At 57.0% G+C, this 24,380-nt stretch carries 22 protein-coding genes and 1 pseudogene; 12 read left to right on the forward strand and 11 right to left on the reverse strand.

The window, feature by feature from the left end:
• The first annotated feature begins 143 nt into the window (after positions 1-143).
• The 5 genes from Q9R35_RS15260 to gltX all read left to right on the forward strand — a co-directional run bounded on the left by Q9R35_RS15260 (position 144) and on the right by gltX (position 6,560).
• On the forward strand, positions 144-362 hold the full coding sequence (locus tag Q9R35_RS15260; RefSeq protein WP_270117190.1) for a hypothetical protein: 219 nt from the start codon (positions 144-146) through the stop codon (positions 360-362).
• Between the two features lie 104 nt (positions 363-466).
• Entirely contained in the window at positions 467-3,199 is a 2,733-nt protein-coding gene (gene mgtA, locus Q9R35_RS15265) for a magnesium-translocating P-type ATPase (RefSeq protein WP_404977957.1), read from the forward strand.
• 130 nt (positions 3,200-3,329) lie between these two features.
• Entirely contained in the window at positions 3,330-4,409 is a 1,080-nt protein-coding gene (locus tag Q9R35_RS15270) for a sensor histidine kinase (protein ID WP_042486387.1), read from the forward strand.
• Positions 4,406-5,047, forward strand: a complete 642-nt coding sequence (locus Q9R35_RS15275; protein WP_311220079.1) for a response regulator — start codon at positions 4,406-4,408, stop codon at positions 5,045-5,047. Before Q9R35_RS15270 ends, Q9R35_RS15275 begins: the two co-directional genes overlap by 4 nt.
• A gap of 103 nt (positions 5,048-5,150) precedes the next feature.
• Positions 5,151-6,560, forward strand: a complete 1,410-nt coding sequence (gene gltX, locus Q9R35_RS15280) for a glutamate--tRNA ligase (protein ID WP_009460641.1) — start codon at positions 5,151-5,153, stop codon at positions 6,558-6,560.
• 169 nt (positions 6,561-6,729) lie between these two features.
• Here gltX and Q9R35_RS15285 read toward each other — a convergent pair whose 3' ends face one another.
• The 3 genes from Q9R35_RS15285 to Q9R35_RS15295 all read right to left on the reverse strand — a co-directional run bounded on the left by Q9R35_RS15285 (position 6,730) and on the right by Q9R35_RS15295 (position 8,422).
• A complete protein-coding gene (locus tag Q9R35_RS15285) occupies positions 6,730-7,278 on the reverse strand; it encodes a YaeQ family protein (protein WP_063691452.1) in 549 nt (182 codons plus the stop codon).
• Positions 7,279-7,354: 76 nt separating this feature from the next.
• Positions 7,355-7,864, reverse strand: coding sequence for a hypothetical protein (locus tag Q9R35_RS15290; protein WP_042486398.1), 510 nt, complete (start codon positions 7,862-7,864; stop codon positions 7,355-7,357).
• 99 nt (positions 7,865-7,963) lie between these two features.
• On the reverse strand, positions 7,964-8,422 hold the full coding sequence (locus tag Q9R35_RS15295; RefSeq protein WP_009460635.1) for an Lrp/AsnC family transcriptional regulator: 459 nt from the start codon (positions 8,420-8,422) through the stop codon (positions 7,964-7,966).
• A 112-nt stretch (positions 8,423-8,534) separates the two neighbouring features.
• Here Q9R35_RS15295 and Q9R35_RS15300 point away from each other — a divergent pair, with 112 nt between their 5' ends.
• From Q9R35_RS15300 to Q9R35_RS15320, 5 genes and pseudogenes are all read left to right on the forward strand, one after another.
• A complete protein-coding gene (locus tag Q9R35_RS15300) occupies positions 8,535-11,993 on the forward strand; it encodes an indolepyruvate ferredoxin oxidoreductase family protein (RefSeq protein WP_311220080.1) in 3,459 nt (1,152 codons plus the stop codon).
• A 461-nt stretch (positions 11,994-12,454) separates the two neighbouring features.
• A complete protein-coding gene (locus Q9R35_RS15305) occupies positions 12,455-13,354 on the forward strand; it encodes a histone H1-like repetitive region-containing protein (RefSeq protein ID WP_197313588.1) in 900 nt (299 codons plus the stop codon).
• A gap of 114 nt (positions 13,355-13,468) precedes the next feature.
• On the forward strand, positions 13,469-14,032 hold the full coding sequence (locus Q9R35_RS15310; protein WP_086068633.1) for a YggT family protein: 564 nt from the start codon (positions 13,469-13,471) through the stop codon (positions 14,030-14,032).
• A 138-nt stretch (positions 14,033-14,170) separates the two neighbouring features.
• Positions 14,171-14,806, forward strand: a pseudogene (locus tag Q9R35_RS15315) (DNA-3-methyladenine glycosylase family protein); the annotation flags it as partial.
• Positions 14,801-15,415, forward strand: a complete 615-nt coding sequence (locus Q9R35_RS15320) for a methylated-DNA--[protein]-cysteine S-methyltransferase (RefSeq protein ID WP_311220093.1) — start codon at positions 14,801-14,803, stop codon at positions 15,413-15,415. The pseudogene Q9R35_RS15315 and the gene Q9R35_RS15320, both read left to right, overlap by 6 nt.
• A gap of 52 nt (positions 15,416-15,467) precedes the next feature.
• Here the strand turns inward: Q9R35_RS15320 and Q9R35_RS15325 are convergent, their stop codons facing one another.
• From Q9R35_RS15325 to Q9R35_RS15360, 8 genes are all read right to left on the reverse strand, one after another.
• Positions 15,468-15,959, reverse strand: a complete 492-nt coding sequence (locus Q9R35_RS15325) for a glycine zipper 2TM domain-containing protein (protein WP_045929654.1) — start codon at positions 15,957-15,959, stop codon at positions 15,468-15,470.
• A gap of 57 nt (positions 15,960-16,016) precedes the next feature.
• Positions 16,017-16,958 carry a carbohydrate kinase family protein gene (locus Q9R35_RS15330; RefSeq protein ID WP_042486409.1) on the reverse strand — a complete coding sequence of 314 codons (942 nt, stop codon included), beginning with the start codon at positions 16,956-16,958 and terminating at the stop codon, positions 16,017-16,019.
• Between the two features lie 8 nt (positions 16,959-16,966).
• Positions 16,967-18,235, reverse strand: a complete 1,269-nt coding sequence (locus Q9R35_RS15335) for a DUF3426 domain-containing protein (RefSeq protein WP_311220081.1) — start codon at positions 18,233-18,235, stop codon at positions 16,967-16,969.
• A gap of 24 nt (positions 18,236-18,259) precedes the next feature.
• Complete coding sequence (gene prmA, locus Q9R35_RS15340; RefSeq protein ID WP_009460614.1) at positions 18,260-19,180, reverse strand: 50S ribosomal protein L11 methyltransferase; 921 nt, start codon at positions 19,178-19,180, stop codon at positions 18,260-18,262.
• Between the two features lie 96 nt (positions 19,181-19,276).
• Positions 19,277-20,626, reverse strand: coding sequence for an acetyl-CoA carboxylase biotin carboxylase subunit (gene accC, locus Q9R35_RS15345; protein ID WP_009460612.1), 1,350 nt, complete (start codon positions 20,624-20,626; stop codon positions 19,277-19,279).
• Positions 20,627-20,630: 4 nt separating this feature from the next.
• The gene (gene accB / locus Q9R35_RS15350; RefSeq protein WP_009460610.1) at positions 20,631-21,083 is read right to left on the reverse strand and encodes an acetyl-CoA carboxylase biotin carboxyl carrier protein; all 453 of its coding nucleotides are present in this window, start codon (positions 21,081-21,083) and stop codon (positions 20,631-20,633) included.
• Between the two features lie 86 nt (positions 21,084-21,169).
• The gene (aroQ, locus tag Q9R35_RS15355) at positions 21,170-21,604 is read right to left on the reverse strand and encodes a type II 3-dehydroquinate dehydratase (protein WP_009460608.1); all 435 of its coding nucleotides are present in this window, start codon (positions 21,602-21,604) and stop codon (positions 21,170-21,172) included.
• Between the two features lie 161 nt (positions 21,605-21,765).
• Entirely contained in the window at positions 21,766-22,230 is a 465-nt protein-coding gene (locus Q9R35_RS15360; RefSeq protein ID WP_223253996.1) for a TlpA disulfide reductase family protein, read from the reverse strand.
• 141 nt (positions 22,231-22,371) lie between these two features.
• Between Q9R35_RS15360 and mpl the strand changes: the two genes are divergently transcribed.
• Positions 22,372-23,736: a UDP-N-acetylmuramate:L-alanyl-gamma-D-glutamyl-meso-diaminopimelate ligase gene (gene mpl / locus Q9R35_RS15365; RefSeq protein WP_311220082.1), complete on the forward strand. Its 1,365-nt coding sequence runs from the start codon at positions 22,372-22,374 to the stop codon at positions 23,734-23,736.
• Between the two features lie 28 nt (positions 23,737-23,764).
• On the forward strand, positions 23,765-24,352 hold the full coding sequence (locus tag Q9R35_RS15370) for a YqiA/YcfP family alpha/beta fold hydrolase (RefSeq protein ID WP_311220083.1): 588 nt from the start codon (positions 23,765-23,767) through the stop codon (positions 24,350-24,352).
• The last annotated feature ends 28 nt before the right edge of the window (positions 24,353-24,380 follow it).

Below are 24,380 nucleotides of genomic sequence, written 5' to 3' on the forward strand. Positions count from 1 at the left end.
CACCTTTCGTTCTCTCTGACAGGAAAAACACACTATGTCCAGCGACGACAGTCGAAGAAAGATGCTGCACAGGCCCCTCAGACATTACTGACCTACCGGGTTGTCTGCTGATGTGGCTTGCGCAGCACGATCAGGAGTCAACCATGCACCGCATTATTCATACTGGACCGATTCGGCCCCTGAGCTCATCGGGTTCGCATCTTGCCACACATTGCCCACGCGAGCGCACTACCCCCAGTCGCCGTCCCGCTATTGCCTGGCGTATCAACACGGCCAGTCGCAAACCAGAAATTCACTGGATTGCAGACAGTGACAAACCACCCTCAGCGCGAGTGTGGCGCTACAGCTTGCCCAGCCACTAAACGCTGGCCTGACGCCAACTAAATCCGCTTGTTCTTACCTTTAGTTTGCCGACCCTGAAACCGGTCGGCAGGACCTGCTGCGCCCGTCTTTTGGGACGGGCGGCATGGTCACGCCTGTACCCCAGGAGCATTACATGAGCATTCAACAACACCGTCCGCCACTGCGTTCAGTGGACCACGACGCCAAGCTGCGCACGGCCACCGAAACCGGGCTTAGCCTGGAGACGACTCTGGCCTCTGTGCAAGCCAATCTGAACGGCCTGACCGACGCCGAAGCCTTGAGCCGTCTGACCGAATACGGCCCTAACGAGGTCGCCCGGGACAAGCCCGCCCACGCCCTGATTCAATTGGCTCTGGCCTTTAAAAATCCCTTTATTGCGGTCCTGATGGTGCTGGCCGCCGTCAGTGCTGTCACCGACATTATTTTGCCCATGCGCTCGGGCGAAGAAGTGGACTACACCGGCGTGCTGATTATTGTGGTCATGGTCACATTAAGCGGCCTGCTGCGTTTCTGGCAGGAATATCGTTCAGGCAAAGCCGCCCAGGCCCTGAAAGCCATGGTACGTACCACCGCCAGCGTGCAACGACGCTCTACCGTGTCCAGCGCCACAGTCATGCGCGAAATCCCCATGAGCCAGATCGTGCCCGGCGATATTGTGCGCCTGTCGGCTGGGGACATGATTCCGGCAGACTTGCGCTTGATAGAGTCCCGAGACTTGTTCGTCAGCCAGGCGGCTCTAACGGGTGAAGCCCTGCCTGTCGAAAAGTACGATGTCTTTAGCGCAGTCAGCAGCAAAAGTGCCACGGCGTCCAGCTCCCAGGCCGGCGTGCTGGAACAGAACAATATGTGCTTTATGGGCACCAACGTGGTCAGCGGCACAGCCACGGCCGTCGTTATTGCCACCGGCGCCAGGACCTATTTTGGATCGCTGGCCAAGGCCATTGTGGGTTCGCGCGCCGAGACCTCGTTTGACCGGGGTGTGAACAGCGTCAGCTGGCTGCTGATTCGCTTCATGCTGGTCATGGTGCCTATCGTGCTGCTGATCAACGGTTTTTCCAAAGGCGACTGGACCGAAGCCTTCCTGTTCGCACTGGCCGTTGCCGTGGGCCTGACCCCTGAAATGCTGCCCATGATTGTGTCCTCCAACCTGGCCAAAGGCGCGGTGGCCATGGCCAAGAACAAGGTGGTGGTCAAACGTCTGAACGCGATCCAGAACTTTGGTGCCATGGACGTGCTGTGCACCGACAAGACCGGCACCCTGACACAAGACCGCATCATTCTGGAGCACCATCTGGGTCTGGATGATCGCAACAGCCCACGCATTCTGGAACTGGCCCTGCTCAACAGCCTGCACCAAAGCGGTGTGAAAAATCTGATGGATCAGGCCGTGCTACGCTTTGCCGAGAAAACACCCTCTGCCCTGCAAGCCATCGGCTCCTACCGCAAGATAGACGAACTGCCTTTTGACTTTGTGCGGCGTCGCCTATCGGTTGTCGTACAAAACCCGCGGGGCGAACAGCTCATGGTCTGCAAGGGTGCGGTGGAAGAAATGCTCAGCATTGCCACCCACGTTCAAGACGGTGATCAGCGCTTGCCACTGGATACCGAGCAGCGTGCCCGTCTGCTGAAAATGGCCTACCGCTACAACTCGGACGGCTTCCGTGTCTTGCTGATCGCCACTCGCCGCATTCCTGTCGAACAGGCCAAGAGCCGTTACGAGGCCCAGGACGAACGCGAGATGACCGTGCAAGGCTTGCTGACCTTCCTGGACCCACCCAAAGAAAGTGCTGCCCAAGCGATTGCCGCCCTGACCGAGCACGGTGTGGCTGTGAAAGTCCTGACCGGCGATAACGAAATCATTACCGCGAAAATCTGCCGTGAAGTAGGCCTGGAGCCCGGCAAGCCTTTGCTCGGCCCCGAGATCGAGCTGATGCAAGACCCCGATCTGCGTTGCGCTGTCGAACGTCACTCAGTTTTTGCCAAGCTCACTCCCCTGCAAAAATCGCGTGTGCTCAAAGCGCTACAGGCCAATGGTCATACCGTCGGTTTCCTGGGTGATGGCATCAACGACGCCCCCGCCCTGCGCGATGCCGACGTGGGTATTTCGGTCGATAGCGGCACGGATATTGCCAAGGAGTCGGCAGACATCATCCTGCTGGAAAAGAACCTGCTGGTTCTGGAAGAAGGCGTGATCAAAGGCCGCGAGACTTTTGGCAATATCATCAAGTACCTGAACATGACGGCCAGCTCCAACTTTGGCAATGTGTTCTCGGTGCTGGTAGCCAGTGCCTTCATCCCCTTCCTGCCCATGTTGGCCATTCACTTGCTGATTCAGAACCTGCTCTACGATATCTCCCAGCTGGCTTTGCCCTGGGACCGCATGGACAAGGACTTTCTGCGCAAGCCCCGCAAATGGGATGCCAAGAATATTGGCCGCTTCATGATCTGGATTGGCCCGACCTCGTCCATCTTCGACATCACTACCTTTGTCTTGATGTGGTACGTCTTTGGAGCGAATACGCCCGAACTGCAATCGCTGTTCCAGTCCGGCTGGTTTATTGAGGGCTTGCTCTCGCAGACACTGGTCGTGCATATGCTGCGTACGCAAAAGATCCCTTTCATCCAAAGCACGGCAGCCCTGCCTGTGATGCTGATGACCTTCCTGATTGCCGCTGTTGGCATTTACCTGCCCTTCTCTGGCGTGGGCGCCATGGTGGGCCTGCAGCCACTACCTTGGGAATACTTCCCTTGGCTGATCGGCACCTTGCTGGCGTACTGCCTGGTCGCACAGGGTATGAAAATGTTGTACATCCGCCGCTTTGGCCAATGGTTCTAAGCCTGACAAGTCAGGCCTTCCGGAAATCCTTCCGGCAGGCCCGGCCTTGAAGCGCATTCTGGCAGAACCTCGGGTATATGATGGCCACACTACAGACACGATCCTGCAGCCTGGCCCATACACGACAGATATGACACCACCCCTTCGCTTCCTATCGAGCAAAACGTACCGAGCCTTGGCCCTGACCGGCATTTGCATCTTGATGGCACTGGTCTTTATTGCCGATACGGTCACCAACTACGCTATCGCTGCCGCGGTCTTTCATACTCCGCTGCTGCTGATAGCGATTCGCTTCCTGTCCGCCCGACAGGTGATTGCCCTGACCAGCATCAGCATGGTGCTGACTGTCATCAGTTTCGCCCTGACCCGCTCGGGCGACTACGATGTGGGCCTGGTCAATACCGGCATCAGCATTATTGCCATCGCCATCACCTCGTATCTGGGGCTGAAGCTCAAGTCCGTGCAGGCAGCAGCGCATGAAACACGCGAGCATTTGCTGCGCCTGTCCCGTTTGACTACCCTGGGGCAGCTCAGCACCTCCATTGCCCATGAGGTCAGCCAGCCTTTGGCCGCCATCAACAGCAGCGCGGGTGCCTGTCAGCGCTGGCTGGAGGCCTCGCCTCCTAATGTGGAGAAGGCACAGGCTGCCGCACAGCGGATTGTGTACGACGCCCAGCGCGCCAAAGATGTCCTGGACCGGGTACGCAGTATTACCCGTAACGAAGCACCGACCAGCAGCGCTTTTGATCTGAACCTGGCCTTGACCGAGCTGCTGAGCCTGTCCGGTGGCGAGATGCGACGTCAGCATATTGATCTGCGTCTGGCCTTGCAGTCCGATCTGCCCCCAGTCTTTGCCGACCGGGTTCAGGTGCAGCAGGTGATGGCCAATTTGCTGCTCAATGCCATCGAAGCCCTGTCACCTCCCTCGGACTATCATGCGGCTCATATCACCATAGAGACCAGCCTCTTGCCCGGCGACAAGCCGCAAGCCAACAAGGTGCTGTTTTCCATCAAGGACAATGGCCCCGGCCTGTCGGGCACGCAGTTGTCCCAATTGTTTGATACCTTCTGGACCACCAAGGCAAGCGGTCTGGGCCTGGGTCTGACCATCAGCCGCACCATTATTGATGCCAATAACGGCCATATCTGGGCGACTGACCAGCCTGATGGCGGTGCTGCCTTTCATTTCACCTTACCTTTGGCGCCATGACAGAAAATCTGGACTCCTCTCTGAACACGCCCACGGTCTACATCATTGATGATGATCCGTCCGTTCGCGCTGCCCTGGACGATTTGCTGGCCAGCGTAGGCTTGAACGCGCTAAGTTTTGCCTCTACGCGGGACTTTCTGGCGCACCCTTTAACCGAGGCCCCCGCCTGCCTGGTGCTGGATGTGCGCATGCCCGAGCAAAGCGGCACGGACTTTCATTTGCAGATGGAGTCGCGCGGGCTGCACATGCCGGTCATCTTTATTACGGGCCACGGCGATATTCATATGGCGGTCAAGGCCATCAAGCATGGCGCCTGGGATTTTCTGACTAAACCGTTTGTGGATCAGGCCCTGATTGATGCCGTGCAGTCGGCTCTGGCCGCTGACGCGCAGCGCAAGGAAGAAGCCAGAACCCGCCTGACCTTGCAGCAACGCTGGGACAGCCTGAACGCGGGCGAGCGCGATGTGTTCGAGCGGGTGGTACAAGGCCTGCTGAACAAGCAGATCGCTGCCGAGCTGGATGTGAAGGAAGTTACGGTCAAAGTGCGGCGCGCACGCGTGATGCAAAAAATGCAGGCCGGTTCGCTGGCGGAGCTGGTGCGTCAGTTCGATCAGCTCAAGACAGAAAGCGGCCATTAGGACACTTCTGCGCAGCGGTTCTTTCTTAGTTGACGCGCTGGGTTAAAATACGCAGATTCGGTCCCGTATGCGGGCTTCCCAAGGTCAAGGCCACACACAAGTTATGAGCACGTCTACTTCCAACGTCATCCGTACCCGTTTTGCCCCCTCGCCCACTGGTTATCTGCACCTGGGCGGCGCGCGCACTGCACTGTTTTCCTGGGCTTTTGCCCGTCATCATCAAGGCACTTTTGTGCTGCGTATTGAGGATACGGATCTGGAGCGCTCCACCCCCGAGGCCGTGCAAGGCATTCTGGATGGCATGCAATGGTTGGGCCTGGATGCGGACGAAGGTCCGTTCTACCAGATGCAGCGCATGGATCGTTACCGCGAGGTTATCGCCCAGTTGCTGAAAGACGGTCATGCCTATTACTGCTACAGCAGTCCCGAGGAAGTGGAAGCCATGCGCGAAAAGGCGCGTGTACAAGGCTTGAAGCCTCGTTATGACGGTACATGGCGTCCTGAGGCTGGCAAGCAATTGCCTGCCATCCCGGCTGACCGCAAGCCTGTGGTTCGTTTCAAGAGCCCGCAGTCCGGCGCGACCAGCTGGGACGATATGGTGAAGGGCCGCATCAGCTTTGATAACAGCGAGCTGGACGATCTGGTCATTGCCCGTCCTGACGGCACGCCTACATACAACTTCTGCGTGGTGGTGGACGATTGGGACATGGCGATCACTCATGTGATTCGCGGGGACGATCACGTGAACAACACGCCACGTCAAATTGTGATTTTGCAGGCTTTGGGCGCGACTTTGCCCGAGTACGGTCATGTGCCCATGATTCTGGGTCCTGATGGCGAGAAGCTGTCCAAGCGTCATGGTGCGGTCAGCATCATGGATTACGACAAGGACGGTTATCTGCCTGAAGCCATGATCAATTACCTGGCCCGTTTGGGCTGGAGTCATGGTGATGACGAGCTGTTCACTCGCGAGCAGTTGGTAGAGTGGTTTGATACGCGCAGTCTGAGCAAGTCGGCTTCGCAGTGGGACCCCAAGAAGTTGAACTGGGTAAATGCCCATTACATCAAGGCCAGCGACAATGCGGATCTGGCCGAGCGTGTGGCGCCTCGTATTGAGGCTTTGGGTGGCAAGACGGATGGTCAGGATTTGCCCGGCATCATGGGTTTGTTGAAAGACCGCGCCGAGACCTTGAATCAGCTGGCTGAAGGTGCTTTGTTGTTCTGCCGTCCTTTCGAGCCTGCCAGCGATGAGCTGATGGCCGAGGTGTTGACGCCGGAAGCGCGTGTTTTGCTACGGGACTTTGCCAGCAAGGCGATTAGTTTGCCGCAGTGGAATACGGAGAATCTGGCTGCTTTGATCAAGCAGGTTCTGGCCGATCATGAGGTCAAGATGCCCAAGTTGGCTATTCCTTTGCGGGTGGCTGTGACGGGGCAGAAGCAGACGCCTGCGGTGGATGCTGTGCTGGCTTTGGTTGGGCGCGATAAGGTGTTGGGGCGTTTGGCTGGGCTGTAAGAGTTATAGATCGGTACTTGAAGGGCATCTCATTCGAGGTGCCCTTTTTGTTTGATACCCTGACGTAGAAGCTAAGCCTGAGTGCAACCATACGCCGATTTCAAGGGAGCTACCTCAATGCTCTTTGCGCCAGCGGCCACTTTATTTCGCAGCGAGCTGCTGGCTCATATCAAGCGGCAGCATTCAGGTGGCTGACTTCGATAGTGGCTTCGCCTTTGTCGCTACTGGCCCAGACCGTGCCGTCCTGAACATTCAGATTGATGGTCATGCCACGCTCGGCCAGGGCCGCTAACGCTTCGGTCCCGGCAGCATCCAACGCATAGACCTGTACATTGCGGGCGCGGCTGATCTTGTCCTTGATGCCACTCCACCAGACGGATACGTTGCGCCCATAGGCCAGCACCGTCACTTTTTCGGCACGGCCACTGGCCTTGATCAGACGTCTGTCGTCCGGCAGGCCAACTTCCAGCCAATGCAGCAGATTGCCGCTCAGATCATGCTCCCACAGGGCGGGCTCGTCCGAGTCGCTTAGCCCGCGCGAGAAGCTCAGGGCTTCGTCCGCTTGCGCATACAAACCGTAAGCCAGCAAACGCACCATCAGACGCTCTTCGGTCTCGGAGGGGTGACGGGCCAGCGTCAGGGTATGACTGCCGTAGTAGGCCCGATCATTATCGGCCACATTAAGTTCAGCTTTATAAATCGTTGCGCGCAGAGCCATGGAGCGTCCAGCAAAAGAAACAGACAAAAAACTGGCCGCCCCCAGGACGGCCAGGAATCATTCAAACCAGCAGTGATCAGAACGGCAGGCGGTAGCCAGGCGACATTCTGGTCAGGCGGTAAGTGGTACCACTTTGGTCACGCAGCACCAGATTGCGGGCTGTCAGGCTGACGATGTTGTAGTGGTTTTCGTAAATCGGGTCGCCAGGTTCGGTGGTGACGCCATTGGATTCTTGCGTGCTGATTTGCAAATCATTGCCCTTGCGTACCCAGCAACCGCTTTCGTTCAAACCTTGCGAAGGTTTGTTAGGACGCTTGACCTGTTCGGTATAAGCCATGGAACCGTCGGCTTGCAAAGTGAACAAGGTACGCAGCTCGCCAACCACGCCTTTCTGGCGGTGTTTGCTTAACCAGTTACCAGCCAATTGTTCTCCAGCTGCAGCAGGCTGACATGCAGGATGAACAGGCTTGGCAGCCGCTTGTGCAGCTGGCTCGGGAGCCGGCGCCTTGACCGCGCAGGCGCTTAAAAACACGGTAGCCAGCACAGCAACCCAGGAAGTGCGTCGCAAGATATTCGCCTTCGTCATAAAACCCCGTCCTTCATGCGTACATACCGACCCACCACAGGCCGGCGAATCCTGATTATTCTACCTGAAGGCGCTTGTATTACCCCATAACAAGATGCTTCAAAGTGGCAAAGGCAAGCGGGTCACGTTCTTGATTTCACGCATGGCCACAATAGTGCGGGTTTGACGCACGCCCGGCATATTGAACAGAAAGCGGTGCAGGAAATCGTCGTAGGACTCGGCGCTGGGCACCATGATCTTGAGCAGAAAATCCGCATCGCCGGTCACGGCGTGGCATTCCAGAATCTCGGGCGCATCGCGCACAGCACGAATGAAGTTATCGACAATCTCACCCGAGTGACGGTCCAGACTGATCTGGGTAAACATGCAACTTTGCAGCCCCACCTGACGGCGATCCACGCGCGCATAATAGCCTTGGATAACCTTGTTTTTTTCCAGGTTTTTGATGCGCCGCCAGACGGGCGCAGTGGACAAACCCACCTGCTCGGAGACCTGCTGAGCCGAGGCTCGGCCATCCAGCTGCAAGGCATCCAGGATTTTTAAGTCAGTTTTATCCATATTTGAATATTTACGAAATGAAAATTTCAAAGAATAGGGAATACACGCAACTATAACGCAAAAAAAAGCGAGGGCAGACTCTCTATCATGATCTCTATCTGGAGGTTTCATCATGACGCAGTCCGTCGACACTCAATACAAGCTCAGCGACAACCTGACCGCACAATCAGGACGCATCTTTTTAACTGGCACACAGGCCCTGGTGCGCATGTTGCTGACCCAGGCCCGCCTGGATAAAGAACACGGTTTGAACACCGCCGGTTTTGTCTCTGGCTACCGTGGTTCGCCACTGGGTGGCGTGGACATGATCATGTGGAAGGCCCAGAAGTATCTGGACCAGGCCAAGGTCCGTTTCCAACCCGCTATTAACGAAGACCTGGCCGCCTCCATGATTATGGGCACCCAGCAAGCTGGCGAGCGTGCCGACCGTACAGTCGATGGCGTGTTCTCCATGTGGTATGGCAAGGGCCCCGGTGTAGACCGCGCGGGCGATGCCTTGCACCACGGCCATGCTGCCGGTGCCTCCCAACACGGTGGCGTCCTGATGATTGTGGGTGATGATCACGTGGCCTCGTCCTCGTCCATTCCCCACGCCAGCGAACAATCCCTGATCGCCTGGGGCATCCCGGTGGTCAACCCCAGCTCGGTTGAAGAATACGAACGCTTTGGTATCTGGGCCTGGGCCTTGTCGCGTTACTCCGGCTCCTGGGTGGCCTTCAAAGCCATTACCGAAACCGTGGAAAGCGGCCGCTCTTTCGAGATTGCCCCTCTGGATGATCTGGCCCCGGCCTTGGCCGACAAGCAAGGCGGCAAACACCCTTACGACCCGAGCAAATTCCTGACCCCTTCCATGGAAGGTACGCTGGACGCCCGCCTGGATAGCGTGCGTGAATTTGCGCACAAGTACAGCCTGGACCGCGTGCTGGAAGCGGCACCTGATGCGCGTATCGGTATTGTGTCCACCGGCAAAGCCACACTGGATACGCTGGACGCGCTGCAGCAGCTCAGCGGTCTGGATAATCTGCCCGCCATTCGCCATCTGAAAATTGGTTTGAGCTGGCCTGTTAACCCGCAATCACTGAACGATTTTATTGAAGGCCTGGACCACGTTCTGGTCATTGAAGAAAAAGGCCCGATCATTGAAGACCAGTTAAAGAATCTGCTCTTTAACCGTGCCCAGCGCCCTACGGTGTCGGGCAAGCGCGATATCGAAAATGAAGTGCTGATCCCTGCCGATGGCCAGCTCAGCCCTGCCCGTGTGGCCGTGGGTCTGCGTCGCTGGCTGGGCCATCATGCCAATGTGCAGTTGCCTGCCTGTACGGTGCAAAACCTGGCACCGATTGATACCAATGGTCTGACACGTCGCCCCTACTTCTGTTCGGGCTGTCCGCACAATACTTCCACCAAAGTACCCGAAGGCAGCCAGGCTATGGCGGGTGTGGGTTGTCACTACATGGCAACCTGGATGGACCGCAAAACCCGTGGTCTGACTCAAATGGGTGGCGAAGGCACGGACTGGGTGGGCCTGTCACCCTTTATCCAAACGGGCCACATGTTCCAGAACATGGGTGAAGGCACGTACTTTCACTCCGGCTATCTGGCGATTCGTCAGGCGATTGCCGCGGGTGCCAACATTACCTACAAGATTCTGTTTAACGATGCGGTTGCCATGACGGGCGGTCAGCCGGTTGACGGCCCGATCTCCGTACCCCGCATTTGCCAGCAAACCATTGGTGAAGGTGCGCGTCGTGTGGTCATCACCACCGATGAGCCTGAGCGCTATCGCGGTGTCAGCCTGCCTGCCGGTGTGGATGTACATCACCGTCGCGAGCTGGATCGCTTGCAGCGTGAATTGCGCGAGATCCCTGGCGTCACCATTCTGATTCACGACCAGACCTGTGCGGCTGAAAAGCGTCGTCGTCGTAAAAAGAACGAGTACCCCGATCCTGCCCGTCGCCTCTTTATTAACAAGGCCGTCTGCGAAGGCTGTGGGGATTGCGGTGTGCAATCGAACTGCCTGTCTTTGGTGCCTGCTGAAACTCCTGAAGGCCGCAAGCGCCAGATCGACCAGTCCAGTTGTAATAAGGACTACTCCTGCGTGGACGGTTTCTGCCCCAGCTTTGTGTCGGTGATGGGCGGTGCCCTGCGCCGTGGTGATCAAAACGGTCCGGCCGATATGAAGGCCCAGTTGCTGGCCAAGCTGGACACGCTGCCACAACCCGCCATTCAAGCGCGCGACTGCAATGTGATTGTGGCCGGTGTGGGTGGTACGGGTGTGATTACCATTGGCGCGGTGCTCTCCATGGCTGTGCACCTGGAAGGTCGTTCTAGCTCGGTGCTGGACATGACAGGTCTGGCTCAAAAGGGCGGCACCGTCATCAGCCACATTCGTCTGTCTGCCAATAAAGAGACCACGGGGGCCGTGCGTGTTGACCCCGGCCAGGCTGACCTGGCGATCTTGTGCGATGTGGTGGCAGCCGCTCACCCCAATGCCCTGTCCTGCCTGCGCCCTGGTCATACTCACGCCATCATCAACGAATACTTGGCCCCCACAGCCGAGTTCACCCGCAACCCGGATGCTCCTCTGGATGCGCAGCACTTGCTGAGCCAACTGAAGACCACTGCTGGCGAAAACCAGGTACGGTCGTTCAATGCTCACCAGGCTGCCACCCTGCTGTTCGGCGATAGCCTGCTGTCCAATATGCTCTTGATGGGTATGGCTTGGCAGCAAGGTTCCATGCCCGTTAGCAGCGCGGCGGTTGAACAGGCCATCCGTCTGAACGGGGTGGCCATTCAGGCCAACCTGGATGCTTTCCATTTGGGTCGCGTATTGGCTCACGATGAAAAAGCACTGGCCAGCCTCTTGGCTCCGGCCGCTCAAGTGGTGACCTTGCAGCGTCGCGAAACACTGGAACAAATCATGCAGCGCTGCACCAGCAGCCTGGAGCAATACCAGAACGCCGCTTATGCCCAGCGCTTCACCAACACCATCAATGCACTGCGTGACGCCGAGCAAAAACTGCGTCCGGGTCAGCGCCCTGCCTTGACTGAAAAAGCCGCACGCAGCTTGTACAAGCTGATGGCCTACAAGGACGAGTACGAAGTCGCTCGCCTGTTCAGCTCGCCTGCATTCCGCCAGGATCTGGAACAGCAATTTGAAGGTGACTTCTCCTTGCGCTTTCATTTCGCACCGCCTTTGCTGGCACGCCGTGATCCGGCTACCGGCCGCCCACGCAAGATCACCTTGGGTCCACGCACGGCCACCTTGCTGCGCTGGATGGCTAAGGGCAAAGGTCTGCGCAACACGGCACTGGATCCCTTTGGCTACACCCATGAGCGTCGGATGGAACGTCGGTTCTGGCGCGAATACCAGAACCTGCTCAACAACTTGAGCAAGAATCTGGACCAAGCCAACTACGCCACCGCTTTGGAGCTGGCCGAACTGCCTCAACAATTGCGCGGCTTCGGTCCCGTGAAAATGGAGTCGGCCAAGAAGTATGAAGCCCGCTTTGCCGAGCTGTCGCAGCAATTGAAAAAAACAGGTCCGGAAATTCAGGCTGTTCCCGCCTAAGCCTTGCCCACTGCGGCTTTCGAAACGATTAACCTGCCCTTTCAGCCCTGCTTATGCAGGGCTTTTTTTTGATTTGAAGCGACATTGAAAAGCATCAATCAACCACGAATTAAAGACCGTTTTCAAGCGCCTTTTCCATGCTTAAAACAAAGCATTCAAAGCAGAAAAACGCCATGCAATCCATCCAGCAATGCGTCAAAAATCAGGGACTTGGATGCAGCAATGGTGTGATTGCGCGTGTCGAGAACGCAACTTATTTGAGACAGCAGACACCGATTCCTAAATCCATAAGCCCCAAGCCATGATTAATGCTTGACTGTGTAGGGGCTTGCGTTAGACTTCTAAGCGTATAAGGTATCGACCTTAAACGCCTGCGTCATTTGAAAAAGGCCATTGCAGTTTTCCAGGCCAGGTCAAATGGGTGTGGACAAACTAAAGACTTGTTCTCAAGGAGCATGATCATGGCAACAGCCAAGAAAGGCGCAGCAAAAGCAGCAAGCACAAAAGCCGTTAGCCCAAAAAAAGCAACGCCAGCAAAAGCAGCCGCAGCACCCGTAAAAGCTACTGCTACCAAGACCAGTCCCAGCAGCAAACCCGCTGCCCCCAAGTCCCCCGCTAAAACCACCGCTACCAAGACCAGCAAGGCTGCTGTAAAAGCCCCTGCCAAGTCTGCGACTAGCGCAACTGCCAAGAAAACAGTCGCGAAAAAAGCAGCGGTAAAGAAAGCCACTCCAGCGAAAACCACGGCAGTCAAAGCCGCCGCAACCAAGACAGCCGCCGTTAAAACCGTAGCCAAAAAAGCAGCCGCCAAAAAGACGGTCGCTAAAAAGGCTGTGGCCAAGAAAGCCGTTGCCAAAAAGGCCGTCGCTAAAAAAGCGGTAGCCAAGAAAACGGTGGCAAAGAAAGTGGTTGCCAAAAAAACGGTAGCTAAAAAAGCCGCTGCGCCCAAAACGGCCAGCGCCAAACCCGCTACCACCAAACCTGCTGCCACCGCTGCCGCAAAAAAACCGGCCAGCACCAAGGCAAGCAAACCCGTGGCCAAAAAAGCCACACCCAGCAAAGCGGCAGCGAAACCTGCCACCAAAACCGGCACCAAGGCAGTTGTAAAGACCGCGGCTAAAAAAGCCAGTCCTACTGGCAGTGCCAAGAAACCCGTAGCTCCAAAGAAGAAAGAAGTTAAATCCGTGACCGCAGAAACCAAGACCCCAAAGACCAGCACAACGACCAAAGCCACCACTAAAGCAGGCAATAAAACAGCGGCTCGCAAAGCGACCAAAACGGCGGCAGCGCCTGCTGAACCTCGCCGCGAAGACGTCAACCCGGCTGGCTCCTGGCCCTTCCCAACTGGCAAGCGTCCTTAATCGCACGCTGCTTTCATGTTTCTCCCCAAAGAGCCACCCTGATCAGGGTGGCTCTTTGGTTTGTAGCACTTGCATGCGACAATTCCCTCTCCCATCAATTCATACCAAGCAACTATGTTCAGTGAAGTCGCCCTCTTCCTAATCCATATTGTTCTGTCGCTGCTGGGCACGATTTTGCTACTGCGTGCCTGGGTGTATGCGCTCAGAATCCATCCTTTCAACCCTTATTCGCAAGCCATGTTCAAGGTCACGGACTGGCTGGTCATGCCTTTGCGGCGCGTGATCAAAAGCGGCAATCATTGGGACTGGACCTCTTTAGTCGCAGCCTGGCTAAGCGCACTGGTCTACCTGGTTCTGAGTGCCATGGTGCTGACCGGCTCAGTGTCCATGCTCTCGAACTTCCCCATGTTCTTGCTGGCCGCTATCTTTACCGTGCTGCGCTGGACCTTGAGCCTGATCTTCTGGGTCGTGCTGCTGCAAGCGCTGCTGTCCTGGATTCAGCCACAATCACCCAGCATGCCCTTGCTGCGCTCGATTACCGCCCCCTTACTGGACCCGATACGTCGTGTCCTGCCGGATCTGGGTGGCCTGGACCTGTCGCCGCTGGTTATCCTGCTGCTGACACAAGTGCTCAATATGGTCATCACTCGCACGGCGTTCAGCCTGGTGCCAATCTAAGCACTGCACGTTGAAAACTTGAAAAACCTGGGCCATGCCCAGGTTTTTTTTCACTCCGAATTCAAGAGCAAGAATCAGGGTGTCTTGTCCCTGCACCGACTTTATACTGGCCTCATCACCCATCAGCAGGCCACTGTCATGACTCGTCTTCCATCAAAACCGGACCCCGCCAGCCGCTACCGCGAGGCCGAACAGTTTCTGGCCGCGCTGGACCCGGACTGGCAAGCATTGGTCGTCCACGTGGGTCCTTGCATCCATCAGCCACGCCCCGAACGCGACCCGTACGAAGCCCTGATCCGCTCGGTGGTGTATCAGCAATTGCATACTCGTGCCGCTGAACGCATCCTGCAGCGCCTGATTGATATTTATCCGCACGGCCACTGTCCAACACCCGAAGAGGTGCTGGCTACTCCCTATGAAACCCTACGCGCCTGTGGCTTGTCCGGGGCCAAGGCCAACAGCATTCTGGGGCTGGCGCAGGCACGTCTGGATGGGATCATTCCCGATCAGGCCACCGCTTTGCAAATGCCTGATGAAGATCTGATCAAGCAGCTGACCACACTACGCGGCATAGGCCGCTGGACGGTGGAAATGATGATGATGTACACGCTGGAGCATGAGGATATTCTGCCCGCAGACGACTTCGGGGTGCGTGAGGGCTATCGTCATTTGAAGCGCTTGGACAAAGCCCCCTCAGCCCGCGCCTTGCGTGACATCGGCCAGGCTTGGGCCCCCTATCGCAGCGTAGCTTCCTGGTATTTGTGGCGCATGCCCAAGCAGGCGCCCGCAACCGCCCCTGCTCCAAACGCTGTACATCGCAGTCCACGCGTGCAGGCCAAGGCACCTCGCCAGCAAGGTCCAGGCAGCCCAATTCGTTTTGCAATTACCCAATCCAGCTTGGGAGTATTGATGGTTGCAGAAAGCGACCGCGGGATTTGTGCGATTTCCTTGGGTGATGATGCCCAGGTCTTGCTGGAACAGTTGCAGAATCGCTTCAAGGCTGCTGAACTGATTCGTGCGGACTCTCTTCTCAAGCAACGGGTCGTTCAAGTGCTTGCCATGGTGGAAGACTCCGCCCGGGATCTGGACCTGCCTCTGGACATTCAAGGCACCGCCTTTCAACAACGTGTCTGGGAGTTTTTGCGTCATATCCCGGCAGGCCAGACGCTGAGCTATACCGAGATTGCCGAGCGCCTGGGCATGCCTAAAGGCGCCCGAGCAGTCGCACGAGCCTGCGCCAGCAACATCCTGGCCATCGCCATTCCCTGCCATCGAGTCTTGCGGCAAAGCGGGGATCTGGCGGGCTACCGTTGGGGGCTGGAGCGCAAGAAAACCTTGCTGGAGCGCGAGCGCGCCCAAGACAGGTTCTATCAGCAGGTATAAAAAAACCCGGCCATTGGCCGGGTTTTTTATGCACAAAGCTTTGGGACCTTGATTACAAGGGCACCACACGAGTTGGGCCGTTACCGCTAAGCATACGTACACGCTGACCTGCGGACAGAGGAACGTCGGCTTCCTGGGCCACCACACGAGTTTCGCCATTATCCAGCTGAACCGTGATTTCCAGACCCTGGGTTTTACCCATGCGGTTTTCAACGGCATTACCCACCAGACCACCCAGAATGGCACCACCAATACTGGCCAGAATGCTGCCACGGCCACCACCAATGCTGCTGGCAGCCACACCACCCAAGGCAGCACCACCCACGGTGCCCACGCCGGAGCTCTGATCTTCCTGAATAGTGACGGCGCGCACCGAAACAACAGTACCCAAACGCACGATTTGTTCGCGCTGAGCCTGACCGTAGCTGTACACCGAGCTGGAGGCCGATTTATTGGCACAACCGGCCAGCAAAAACACGGGTGCTGCCAGGCTAGCGACTACCAGCAGACGTACTTTGGGTCGATCGAAAAAAGAGACGTACATACGGTTTACTCCGAAAAACGTAGCTGGCCGAACCATAAAAAATTGTTGGACGCTATCTTAGAGACTGCGTTCAATCCCATAGTGCTGTTTTAGCATGGCCGAGATATCTGACCGTTTAAATTCATGATTTTGTGGGCCATCAGCCTGGATTTTAATACTGCCCATCAAGTTGCCCAAGCTGCAAGCCTCCTGCCAGCTCCAGCCTTTTGTAAGACCATATAACAGGCCTGCGCGATGAGCATCGCCGCAGCCGGTAGGATCCACCACATTTTCCACGGGCACCGGGCCAATTTCGTAGGTCTGACCGTTGTGGTAAAGCGTGCTGCCATGCTCTCCACGCGTCACGACAGCCGCTTGCAGGCCCTGGGCAATCTCGGCCATGCTCTTGGAAGTGCGCTGTTCAATCACTTCGGCTTCGTATTCGTTAGCCGTAAGAACTTGACACAGTTCCAGCATCTCCAGCAGGTCCTCGCCAGCGAACAAAGGCATGGCCTGGCCCAGGTCGAAAATGAAGGGCGTGCCTTGCGCATGCAGGCGGCGGGCATGGGCAAACATGCCGTCTTTGGAGTCCGGAGCCACAATGCCCCAGGCCGCTTCCTGACCGGACAAATCAATCTGGGCCGAACTGACCATGGCGCCAGGGTGAAAAGAGGTGATCTGGCTGGCGGCCAGGTCTGTGGTGATGAAGCACTGAGGGGTGAACATCTCGGGCATCACACGCACCATGCTGGTATCAATGCCCAGGTTCTGCAGGCGCTGCACATAATCCACACCGTCGCTACCAACAGCACCCACAGGCACAGGCTGGCCACCCAGCATGTTCAGCGTGTAGGAGATATTGCCGGCGCAACCGCCCCACTCTTTACGCAAGCTGGGCACAAAGAAAGAAACGCTCAGGGTCTTGATGCTATCGGGCAAGATGTGATCTTTGAAGTACCCCTCGAAAACCGCGATCGTATCAAACGCGATCGAACCACATACCAGCACTCGCTCGGTCATAAATTACCTTAAGGAAAAAAAGGGCTAATCTGGTAGCCATTAACTTGGAGCTGCCCGGTATTCAAAGGCAGACGCACCATAATTTCACTGCGCGCTGCAAACGCGGGCTCGCGTCGCTCGGGGGCCAGATACTGATCGGGCGTGATATTGCGCCGGGCGATCAAGGCTCCGGAAAAATCTTTCAAATCCAGGACCAGCGTAGGCCACTCCTGGGGCCGCTCAAACTCGTTGCGCAGCGTAAAGCCCAAGGTGGACTGTCCGGGCTGATTCGGCGCTTTATGCAGGGCCGAAGCCTGCACGCGAATCTGGTCCAGACGACGCTCGTAGGGAACCTTGCACGACAAGGTCTGGCACGTACTCTCGAATACCGGGCGCAGCATGGGTATCTGGCTGACAATCTGCACGCGATACACGTACATCAGCTGCAAAATGAACAGCACCGCGCCCACTATGCACAAACTGGTCCAGATCAAGGAACCCACGCGCTGGCCAAAGCTGGCCTCGCCCTCGTAACGCGTTTCGCGCTGCAAGGCGGGGTTGGGATCAATGACCCAGTCCTGCTGGAAATGCTCGCCATCATCGTCATGAGTGCCATCAGCCTGACGCGAGGGGTAAGAAGCGCGCAAGGCACTGGCACGGTCCCCCACACTGAACTCGGGCTCGGCTGCCGACCAGGAGGCCTGGCCAATATGATGATCACCGTCCGGTTCAGAAGCAGGACCAGCCGATACAAAAAACGGAGTGTCCTGATCATCCTGCAGCAAAGGCTCATGTCTGGAGCGAGCGCGAATGACAGAGGGTTCCGCAGAGCGGATCGAGTGTTCTACCGAGTTAACCGGCGGCTCTGCCGAACGGAAAAAGGGCTCTGCGCTTACGCCAGGAGGCTCTGCCGGAGTGACAGGTGCTTGAGCCAGGATGGAGTCGGGGAATTTGCGTACCTGCAAGGATTCGTGGGCCGTGCCTTCATCACGCGGCGGGGCGTGACGGGAATGCTCCACAAAACGCGGGCCTGGAATGGGCGCTTGCAGGTCCACCGACTGCACCTGTTCCTGCCGTGGCGAAACAGGTGGCTCGGGCGCCAGGCGCGGCTCGATCTGAACCGGCGTGGCGGGGGAATGATAGGAAGGCTCAGGGGCTTGCTCATCAATGACTTCTTCAAAGCCATCGAAGATATGCGCACATTGAATGCAGCGTATATAGCCCCGGCGGCGTTGCAGCGTTTCTACACTGGCTGCAAACGATGTCCCGCAACGGGGGCAGCGAGTCTTTAGCTCCATGAACTCACCTTAAGTTCTGCCGTCTTATAACGGGCGTTGACCAGCCAAACACACCCAGCCATCGCGCTCCTGCCAAACCGACATGGGCAAGTAGGAGGAATAGACCTCGATCATTTCCTCGGCCTGCCAATCGTAAATACCGGACAGGATCAAATGCCCGCCCGGTTTGACACGGTTGGCCAGCATGGGAGCCAGCATACGCAGGGGATTGGCCAGAATGTTGGCGACAACCAGATCCGTTTGCCCGGCGGGCATGGCATCGGGCAGCAAGCCTTCAACCTCGACCTGATTGACTTGCGCATTGTAGCGCGTGGCAATCACGGCCTGCTCGTCAATGTCCACACCAACCGTATGGCCAGCACCCAGCTTGCGGGCGGCAATCGCCAAGATACCGGAGCCACAACCGTAGTCCAGCACGGTCTGACCCGCTTGCACATGATGAGCCAGCCAATCCAGACACAAATGCGTCGTGGGGTGACTGCCGGTACCAAAGGCCAGGCCGGGGTCCAATTCAATGCGCACCAGGCCGTCATCGCCTTCCTGGGCGACTGGCAGGTCCTCGTCGTCCTTGTGCCAGCTGGGCACAATCAAGATACGATCGCCCACCGGGATGGGACCAAACTGCGATTGCGTCAAACGAACCCAATCCTCGTCGGGTACTTCGCGCACGCTCCACTGGGCCTTTGCAGGATCCAGCACACCGGCTTCAAAAAGTGGTTGCAACAACTCTTCAGGCTCCAGCTCCTCGGGCAGCAAGGCCACCACCCGATTTCGGTCCCAGGCCAGCACATCCGGTTCGATACCAGGTTCGCCAAACAGGGGCTTTTCCTGGTCGGTATCTCCATCGGCATCTTCCACCGACACCGACAAGGCGCCCGCTTCAAGCAAGGCATCGGACAAGCGCTCGGCCTCGTGTTCCTGGCAGCTCAGTAAGAGTTCACGCATACATAGTTTCCATAAAGCAAAACAGGGGGCTCGCCCCTGTTTTACATAGTCATCATTCTTGTCAGGTCAGGCCTGTGGCCTGACCTGTTGCTGCCCTTACTTGCTACGTTGGGCCAGCTTTTGTTCCAGGTAGTGAATGCTGGTGCCGCCTGCCTTGAAGCTGGCGTCCTGCATCAATTCCCGGTGCAGATCCACGTTCGTCTTGATCCCTTCCACCACCATTTCGGACAAGGCAATGTCCATACGGGCAATGGCTTGCTCGCGCGTCTTACCGTAGGTAATCAGCTTGGCAATCATGGAATCGTAGTACGGCGGCACGGTGTAGCCGGTGAACACGTGCGAGTCGATACGCACGCCAGGGCCACCGGGAGTGTGCCACTTGGTAATCAAGCCCGGGCTTGGTACGAAGTTGAATGGATCTTCCGCGTTGATACGGCATTCGATCGAGTGACCTTCAAACTCGATGTCACGCTGGCGCAGCACGAACTTCTCGCCTGCGGCCACTTTGATCTGCTCCTGGACCAGATCAATGCCGGTGATCATTTCAGTGATGGTGTGTTCGACCTGAATACGGGTGTTCATCTCGATAAAGAAGAACTCGCCGTTTTCGTACAGGAATTCAAACGTACCAGCACCGCGGTAACGCATGCGACGGCAGGCATCGGCACAACGCTCGCCGATGCGCTCGATCAGGCGACGTGGAATACCTGGAGCCGGTGCTTCTTCAATCACTTTCTGGTGACGACGCTGCATGGAGCAGTCGCGCTCACCCAGCCAGACGGCATTGCGATCACCATCAGCCAATACCTGAATTTCGATATGGCGTGGATTCTCGAGGTACTTTTCCATGTAGACCTCGGGATTATTGAACGCAGCGGCGGCTTCGGTTTTGGTCGTGGCAACGGCCGTCAGCAAAGCGGCTTCGGTGTAGACCACGCGCATGCCGCGACCACCACCACCGCCAGAGGCCTTGATGATGACCGGGTAGCCCACCTCACGGGCAATGCGCACGATTTCAGCGGGATCGTCGGGCAAGGCGCCGTCCGAACCGGGAACCACAGGCACACCGGCCTCGATCATGGCTTTTTTGGCCATGACCTTATCGCCCATCGTGCGGATGTTCTCGGGACGTGGGCCGATAAAGACAAAACCGCTCTTTTCGACACGATCAGCGAAGTCCGCGTTTTCAGCCATAAAGCCGTAGCCAGGGTGAATGGCTTCCGCATCGGTGACTTCTGCTGCCGAGATAATGGCAGGCATGCTCAGGTAGCTGTCACGGGCTTGGGCGGGGCCAATACACACGGCCTCGTCGGCCAGACGCACGTACTTGGCACCACGATCAGCTTCAGAATAAACGACGACTGTCTTGATACCCATCTCGCGGCAAGCGCGCTGGATACGCAAGGCAATTTCGCCCCGATTGGCGATTAGGATTTTTTCAAACATATCATCAACCGATGACGAACAGAGTCTGACCGTATTCCACCGGCCCGCCGTTTTCAACCAGAATTTCCTTGATCACGCCGGACTTGTCGGCTTCGATCTCGTTGAGCAGCTTCATGGCTTCGATAATGCACAAAGGCTCGCCTTCCTTGACCGTCTGGCCCACTTCCACAAAAGGAGCAGCGCCTGGGCTAGGAGCACGGTAGAACGTGCCGACCATAGGAGCCTTGACGGCGTGGCCTTCGGGAACGGCGGGTGCAGCGGGAGCTGCGGCAGGAGCGCCAGCGGCGGGGGCTACCACCTGGGCTACAGGAGCCTCGGGAGCATAGACCACGGGAGCTGCCGAGCTTTGCGAAAATTTCACAATGCGAACCTTGTCATCACCTTCAGTGATTTCCAGTTCGGCAATGCCAGACTCGGCTACCAGATCGATCAGGGTTTTGAGTTTTCTAAGATCCATGCGTACTTCCCGCAACGCCGCACTAGCCACTGACTGGGTCAGGACGGCATTAAAAAAATATTGGTCAAAAAAACGAAACGAACCGCCTAACTATTCAAAGCAAACCGCAGCGCGGCTTCATAACCGTAGGCCCCCAAACCAACAATGACACCGCTAGCGATGTCAGAGAGATAGGAGTGGTGACGGAACGGCTCACGACGGTGAACATTGGACAGATGAACTTCAATAAACGGAATACCGACACCGGCAAGCGCATCCCGTATCGCCACGCTGGTATGGGTGTAGGCCCCAGCATTGATCAGGATGAAATCCACGCCCTCGGTACGGGCTTGATGAATTCGATCGACGAGCCCGCCTTCGTGATTACTTTGAAAAAAATGACACTGCGCGCCATGCTGGTCGGCCAGCACCTGTAAACCACTGTTGATATCGTCGAGAGTCTGATGTCCGTAGACATCGGGTTCTCGGGTACCCAGCAGGTTGAGGTTGGGCCCGTTAAGGACCAGGACATGTTTCGCCATAGCGGATTTTTCGTCAAGACAGACCGCCTTTTTACGCTAAATAACGTCATTTGTCCATAAACCTGCTTGGCTTACAAACAGTTAGCATTGGTCCCATCCCGTTTGAAACAGGGGTGGACCAGACCGACAATTTGACGAAATTAAGCGAAAAAGTCGGCCAGTTAGCGTTGAGCTTTAATAACTTCGTCCAACTTTTCGGGATCTATCTGGCCCAAAATGCGTTCACTGACCCGGCCATTGCTGCCAAAGACCACGGTAAAGGGCAATCCGCCCTTTTTATTACCCACGCTGCGCATTTGTTTCAAGCCACCTGAACCGGCCAGCAAAATGTCGTAACTGACGGGCACGCGCTCCAGAAACTCGTTCACGTTGTCCAGCGAGTCCACTGCGATACCCACAAAGTTCACGTCCGGGTAACGCTTGTGTAATTCCTGCAGATCCGGCATTTCCTTGACGCAGGGCGCGCACCAGGTGGCCCAGAAGTTGATCACCAGAGGCTTGCCCATATAAGTAGACAGCGCGCGATCTTCGCCCTGAAGATCCTTGAAGCTTTGCGCCAGGAAAGGGTCTGAAGGCAGCAAACTGGCCCAAGGGGCGGGATGCAGGGCCAAAAGACTTGCACACACTAGCGATTTCTGCAGAAAAAGACGCCTACGCATACCGGCTCACACCTGAAAAAATATCATCTGGGGATGATAGCACCGGCCCTCACCAAAGCTCACGCATCAGATCAAACAGTCGTCTAGAATACAGGCCGGAGGATTGTCATGCACATACATATACTAGGAATTTGCGGCACATTCATGGGTGGTCTGGCCCTGATTGCCCGTTCAGCTGGCCACACGGTTACCGGTTGCGATGCCGGGGTCTACCCGCCCATGAGCACGCAGCTGGAAGAACAAGGCATCGAGCTTATTGAAGGCTTTGGCGCAGAGCAAACCAGGCTGGCCCCTGATCTCTATATAGTGGGCAATGTGGTTACGCGCGGTAATCCTCTGATGGAAGCGATTCTGGATCAGGGCCTGCCTTACACATCCGGCCCGCAATGGCTGGGCGAGAACATTCTGCACAAGCAGCACGTTCTGGCCGTGGCCGGCACGCACGGCAAGACCTCCACCAGCTCCATGCTGGGCTGGATCCTGGAGCAGGCCCAGTTGTCCCCCAACTTCCTGATCGGTGGCGTGGCCCCCGGCCTGGGTGTGTCGGCCCGCTTCAATCCAGAACAATCCTTGTTTGTGATCGAGGCCGACGAATACGACACCGCCTTTTTCGACAAGCGCTCCAAGTTTGTTCACTACCGCCCCCGCACGGCCATCCTGAACAATCTGGAATACGATCACGCTGATATCTTCCCTGATCTGCACGCCATCCAGACCCAATTTCACCATCTGGTGCGTACCATCCCCTCCACCGGGCTGATTCTGCGTCCCACCCACACCCCCAGCCTGGACGAAACCCTGGCCCGTGGATGCTGGACGCCGGTTGAACAGTTTGGCCCCGACGGAGATTGGGACAGCAAGGCAATCAGCGCCACCTCTTTCGACGTGATGTTCAAAGGCCAGTCCCAAGGCATCGTCCAATGGACACTGACTGGCGAACACAATCGCCTGAACGCTCTGGCCGCCATCGCCGCTGCCCACCATGTGGGCGTCAAATCTGAACAGGCTTGCGCGGCACTGAGCCAATTCGCTGGCATCAAGCGCCGCATGGAAGTGCGTGGCGTGGTCAATGACATTACCGTCTACGACGATTTTGCCCATCACCCTACCGCCATTGCTACTACGCTAGCCGGTTTGCGCAGCCAGACAGGTAAAGCCACCCGAGTTCTGGCCGTGCTGGAGCCACGCTCCAACACCATGAAGCTGGGTGCCATGGCTGCCCGCCTGCCCGGTTCGCTGGAAGATGCCGACCTGGTTTTTTGCTACGGCGAGACCCAGGGCAAGCACGCGCTGGGTTGGGATGCGGCCAAGGTCCTGGCTCCTTTAGGGGATCGCGCCACAGCGTGGAATGATTTGGATAAAATGGTTCAGGCCATTGTTCAGGCCAGCCAGCCCGGCGATGCCATTGTCGTGATGAGTAACGGCAGCTTTGGCGGCATTCATCAGCGCCTGCTGGATCAACTGTCACGCTGACCCTCTTATCTATATAGCAGGTGCCTCCATGATCCTCTATCTACACGGCTTTCGTTCCTCGCCTTCGTCCTACAAAGCGCAGCGCCTGAAACAAACCATGCAGGACAGGGGCTTGCTGCACCTGTGGCGCTGCCCGCAATTGCCCGCCAGCCCGGCCCAGGCCATTGCCATGTGCAAGCGCATTGTGGACACGGAAATGCAGGCAGGCATGAGCGCCGATCAATTGTGTGTGATCGGCTCCTCGCTGGGCGGTTACTATGCCAGCCACCTGGCGCAGCACTATCACAGCCGCGCCGTGCTGCTTAACCCGGTGGTCTACGCAGGGCGCGATCTGGCTACGCAGGTGGGCGAGCATGTCTGTTATCACTCGCCCGCCCCGTTTCACTTCCTGCCCGACTATGTGGATGAGCTTAACGACATTCACGTACCACGCCCCAGCGATCCCCAGCGCTTTTACCTGCTGGCCGCCAAAGGTGATGAAGTCCTGAACTGGCGCGAGATGGCGGACTGGTACAAAGGCAGCCAAGGTCACATTCTGGAAGGCGGAGATCACGGCCTGACCGACTTTGATCCCTGGATCGACGAAATTTTGCGCTTTGCCCTGCAACAACCTTAACTATCTTTACCGGATGGCCAGCACCATC

Origin of the sequence: Alcaligenes sp. AB3 (assembly GCF_031844565.1) — a bacterium.
GTDB classification, from domain to species: Bacteria; Pseudomonadota; Gammaproteobacteria; order Burkholderiales; family Burkholderiaceae_B; genus Alcaligenes; species Alcaligenes faecalis.